The following is a 4905-nucleotide window of genomic DNA, read 5'->3' as shown; positions in this document are numbered from 1 at the left end:
CCCTACGTGTCAGGGTTGGGTGAGGCCAGTACTTCGTAGCAACTTCGTCTAATTCGTAGGGCGAGAACCAGGATCACCACTAATGTCTATCTCCACAATTTCCCCGCCGCGGGAGAATGGGTCCATGAGTAATCCTGGCCCCAGGTCCGGAGGCCCGACCCCTCGTAGGTCGTTCACTCCGGCACAAAAATTGGCGTACTTGGATGCGTACCAGCAGGCCTGTGACGATGGCACCGGCGGCGGGGCTTACCTGCGCCGCGAGGGCCTGTATTCCTCCCAGATCACCGAGTGGCGTAAGCTCCGCGACGCCGGTGTCCTCGAGGGCAAAAAACCCGGGGAAAAGATCGGCAAGCCCACTGCTGAACAGGCAGAAATCGGGCGTCTACGTCGGCAGCTGGAGGTGAGTGAACGCAAGCTGGCACGGACTGCAGCTGCGTTGTCGATAATGGAAAAAGCACGACTGCTTTTGGAGGATATCTCCGAAAGCGCGGAGCAGCAGCCCTGGTACAAGAAACCCTGATGAGCGCCTACACCGCCCTCACCCTGGCGGACATCTCTACCCGGGAAGCGGCCGTGATTGCAGGGGTATCCAGGGCCACAAGGCCAGTACTTCGTAGCAACTTCGTCTAATTCGTAGGGCGAGAACCAGGATCACCACTAATGTCTATCTCCACAATTTCCCCGCCGCGGGAGAATGGGTCCATGAGTAATCCTGGCCCCAGGTCCGGAGGCCCGACCCCTCGTAGGTCGTTCACTCCGGCACAAAAATTGGCGTACTTGGATGCGTACCAGCAGGCCTGTGACGATGGCACCGGCGGCGGGGCTTACCTGCGCCGCGAGGGCCTGTATTCCTCCCAGATCACCGAGTGGCGTAAGCTCCGCGACGCCGGTGTCCTCGAGGGCAAAAAACCCGGGGAAAAGATCGGCAAGCCCACTGCTGAACAGGCAGAAATCGGGCGTCTACGTCGGCAGCTGGAGGTGAGTGAACGCAAGCTGGCACGGACTGCAGCTGCGTTGTCGATAATGGAAAAAGCACGACTGCTTTTGGAGGATATCTCCGAAAGCGCGGAGCAGCAGCCCTGGTACAAGAAACCCTGATGAGCGCCTACACCGCCCTCACCCTGGCGGACATCTCTACCCGGGAAGCGGCCGTGATTGCAGGGGTATCCAGGGCCACAGCGACCCGCAAACCCCGCATCGCGGTGGAAGACCCTCCGCCGGTCCCGGCGCCGGCAAACAAGCTCTCAGTGGCCGAGCGCGCCCACATCCTGGCGACCGTGAATTCGAAGGATTTCGTGGACCTGCCGCCGGTGCAGATCTATGCCCGGCTCCTGGACGAAGGCGTCTATTTGTGCTCAATCTCCACGTTCTATCGCGTCCTGGAGGAGAACTGCCAGGTCAAGGAACGCCGACGGATCGCACGCCACCCGGCGCGGGCCGTGCCGGAGCTGGTCGCGACCGGACCCGGACAGGTTTACACCTGGGACATCACCAAACTCGCCGGCCCGATCAAGGGCAAATACTACGACTGCTACGTCATGATCGACATCTATTCCCGCTACATCGTCGGCGCCTACGTCCATGCCCACGAGTCCGGGGAACTGGCCGTGGAAATGATGAAGGAAATCTTCGGCATCCACGGCATCCCGCAGATCGTCCACGCCGACCGTGGCACCTCGATGACCTCCAAAACAGTCGCGGCGCTGCTCTCGGACCTGGAGGTCACCCGGTCCCATTCCCGTCCCCGGGTCAGCAATGATAATCCGTACAGTGAGGCCTGGTTCAAGTCGCTGAAGTTCGCTCCCGCGTTCCCCGAACGCTTCGGTTCCCTACCCGATGCGAGAGCGTTCATGGACTTCTTTGTCGACGGGTACAACCACACCCATTGCCACACCGGAATCGGCCTCAACACACCGGCGGATGTCCACTACGGACTGGCCGCCAGCAAAGCCCTCGAACGAGCCAAAATCTTGGCCGCCGCACGGGCAAAAACACCCGAACGATTCACCACCAACAACGACCCCAAAATCCTCGCCATCCCCAACACCGCCTGGATCAACAAACCAGCCGAGAAAAACGACACAAAAGCAGCAGCCTAATTCCCACTGGCCTCATTCACCTTGACAAATTCCGTGGCCACGGCGAAGGCCGAGGTGTCATGATCCGTTCCGACCGAGACCCAACCGGTATTGGCCGAGACATCATAGATTCCGTAGGGGATGGCCTTGCCCAGATCCTTGTCCATGAAGTCGTGGACGCTGACCCGCTCGGGGGCCCCGGAGTGCTCATACTGGCGCCCGGCATTTTTGAAATCCCCGACCAGCTCCTTTTTCTTTGTGTCGACGGAGACCACCGGCTGGCCCGCCTCCATGTGTTCACCGACCTGCCCGGCCAGGTACGTGAATTGGGCGTCCCGGTCTTCGTGCTGGGAGCCTTCGGTGACTTTGGCGTTGGACTGCAGGCTATAGCCCGCCTCGCGCAGCATCCGTGCCACGGTCCGGTCTGAGACCGGATGCCCGGCCTCGGTCAGCGCACCGGCCAGGTTGCGGGTCGAGCGGGTCGTCCAGACCAGCGCCGACATTGGGTCTCCCCGCGTTCCCGGGTCCACCAGTGCCTCCAGCTCGGCAACCAGCGACGGATCAGTGGTGGCCAGCTTCTTCCGGCCGCCGCCAGGTGCCCGCACCCGCGACTGCGGCCCGGGATTCCCCGCCATCTCTCGGACTCCGCGGGCAATGGTATCGGGATGGACCCCGGTCGCCATGGCCATCGCCTTGATCCCGCCACGCCCCAGCCCGGTTGCCTCCACCCCCAACAACAAACGGCGCTGCCGCTCGTCCAAATGCGGACGCAACACCGTATACCTCTCTGTCGCTGACTCCACCAACTGCTCACCCACGGCCATAACACAATCCTAGAGCCGACACACCATAAAACCTAAGTTATTATGTCGCGAGTCCTTACGGCCGGGGATATTCCTTGCCATCTTGGCGTTGACCAGCATCACCGGCAGCGTTTCTTCCATCAGATAATAGAACGGCTTCCAGTAATCGCTGGTCGCCTCCATCACCACCGTCGTGACCTGCTCACCTTCAAGGAAAGCACGCAGTTCAAGTATCTGCCCGGTGGTGGCACCCCAGGTCGTGACTGTGGAGGTAAACGTTCCCGCACGCTGACCGGGTATACGCACGCACACCTTCGCGTCGCGTTTGGAGATATCGATCCCGACCGCACGGTCGTGCACAATATCCATAATGACTCTCCTTACACCTCATAGTGATCAGTGAAGTGTCTGCCGCGGGAGGGACAGGGAGATATAGCAGGAATCTAACACTCGTGCTCAACGGCGACAATCCACGGTTCCCGTGGGAGTCCCTCGCACCACGCTAGCGGACAGGCTCACCCGCAGCACCAAGGAAGAAACGGCGTCGACCACGACAGACACCACCATCCTCTCCCCGAAACGAAATCCACGCTAGAGTCACCGGAGACACAGGACCAAATTTTCGACCACCACGGCGCGCCAGCGGCGCTGGGCCGCTAGCGGGAGTTTCCGAAGGCTGACCTGTTTTGATGGTGTTTGTGCTGGTCAGCGCGCTTTCGGGGTGTATTACCTAGGCGTGTCCTTTCGGCGGGTCAGCGGGTTCGTCGACCACGACAGACACCACCATCCTCTCCCCGAAACGAAATCCACGCCAGAGTCACCGGAGACACAGGACCAAATTTTCGACCACCACGGCGCGCCAGCGGCGCTGGGGCGCTAGCGGCTAAGCGCGCAGGATGCAGTTTTGCTCCATGCGTACCTTCCGGGTTGGCGAGTTTGACCGTATCGGCTGGGATCTTGTCTAGCTTCCGCCTTCGTAGGTCTGATCAAGCGGTGTTCACGCCCGCTTGCGCGTGGAATATGGTGCGTTCACAATCGGACGATGAGATTCGCAGGAGTTCCTCACGAGGATGCGCCGGATCCCCGGATAGAGCAGGCTGAGCTCTTGAAGCTCATGCCTGTCCCCATGATCGGGTTGGCGCCGCAGCCCGCGGCGGAAGACACCGACGCGATCGGCACCGTTTACACCGAAGATTCCGCCGGTTACAGCAAGATGTCGGCCAGTGTTACGTACACCCTGTGGCGCAACCCTTCGGACCGCTCCGATCCGGTGAACCTGGCAGAGCTCGACGAGGCGATGAGAACGTCACTCGAGACGGAACCGCCCTGGCCACGGCCGCCGTGGTTGATCGAGCAAGTGGAGCGTATGAAGTATCCGATGCTGTGGGAGGCTGTGCGGACCACATGGCACCGGGACGAGCCCACGCGCGTATCGTTGCCGCAGGAGCTTGTCGATCACGTCAACCATGTCCTGATGAACAGGTACCGGGAAGCGAGCGGTCATAGGGGCAAGCCATGGGAGACACCGAGGCCGAGGGTCGATGAGCGATCCGTGCATCATGCAATCGCCATGCGCATTGATGGCCGTGAAATCCCCGGCGCTGAAATCGACACCGATCCGTTTGTCTACGGCGTCGGCGCAGAGCTTGGGCGCGGGGTCTTTATCACCGCGGTCATCCCGCGCGCCCACCTCGAACACATCCACATCGAGTTCTCCAAGAGGAATCATGGAACTCAACGATCTCCTCGACGCGCTGAATGCCGGTAAGACCATCACCGGGGACTCACCGTTGCATGAGGTGATGCACAGAGTAAGCCAGGATGCCCTGCGCATCACCAGCGAGCTTAATGGTGGTTATCACGAACCGGCGCAGGTGCGGCAACTGTTGTCTCAGCTGACCGGTTAACCCGTCGACGAATCTGTCACGGTCTTCCCACCGCTGTACTCTGACTTCGGGAAAAACATCACCCTCGGGAAACGGATTTTTATCAATGCCGGGTGCACCTTTCAGGGTCAGGGCGCA

The 4905-nt window shown here is 60.7% G+C and carries 4 protein-coding genes and 2 pseudogenes; 3 read left to right on the top strand and 3 right to left on the bottom strand.

Annotated elements, in window-relative coordinates:
- Positions 1–124: 124 nt before the first annotated feature.
- Entirely contained in the window at positions 125–520 is a 396-nt protein-coding gene (locus Y707_RS0101695) for a hypothetical protein (RefSeq protein WP_026533818.1), read from the top strand.
- 182 nt (positions 521–702) lie between these two features.
- A protein-coding gene (locus Y707_RS0101680; RefSeq protein ID WP_442853270.1) for an IS3 family transposase occupies positions 703–2099 on the top strand; the annotation gives its coding sequence in 2 pieces (ribosomal slippage) (positions 703–1054 and positions 1054–2099; 1398 coding nt in all).
- Between the two features lie 32 nt (positions 2100–2131).
- On the opposite strand, the pseudogene Y707_RS22620 reads toward Y707_RS0101680, so the two are convergent.
- Positions 2132–2902: pseudogene (locus tag Y707_RS22620) on the bottom strand (ISAzo13 family transposase); the annotation flags it as partial.
- Positions 2903–2956: 54 nt separating this feature from the next.
- Positions 2957–3250: pseudogene (locus Y707_RS22615) on the bottom strand (IS110 family transposase); the annotation flags it as partial.
- Positions 3251–3923: 673 nt separating this feature from the next.
- On the opposite strand from Y707_RS22615, the gene Y707_RS22610 reads away from it, so the two are divergent.
- A complete protein-coding gene (locus Y707_RS22610) occupies positions 3924–4649 on the top strand; it encodes a hypothetical protein (RefSeq protein ID WP_051441540.1) in 726 nt (241 codons plus the stop codon).
- Between the two features lie 16 nt (positions 4650–4665).
- On the opposite strand, the gene Y707_RS32035 is transcribed toward Y707_RS22610, so the two are convergent.
- Positions 4666–4905 (bottom strand): hypothetical protein (locus Y707_RS32035; RefSeq protein ID WP_035779906.1); only part of this gene is annotated, 240 nt, incomplete at its 5' end.

Origin of the sequence: Arthrobacter sp. H14 (assembly GCF_000520495.1) — a bacterium.
In the GTDB taxonomy this organism is placed as follows: Bacteria; Actinomycetota; Actinomycetes; order Actinomycetales; family Micrococcaceae; genus Arthrobacter_C.
This window is presented reverse-complemented; position numbering and strand designations above follow the sequence as displayed.

Excerpts from the sequence above, each read along its gene's own strand:
- Y707_RS22610 (WP_051441540.1), top strand. The coding sequence starts at position 3,924 with ATGAGATTCGCAGGAGTTCCTCACGAGGATGCGCCGGATCCCCGGATA.
- Y707_RS0101695 (WP_026533818.1), top strand. The coding sequence starts at position 125 with ATGAGTAATCCTGGCCCCAGGTCCGGAGGCCCGACCCCTCGTAGGTCG.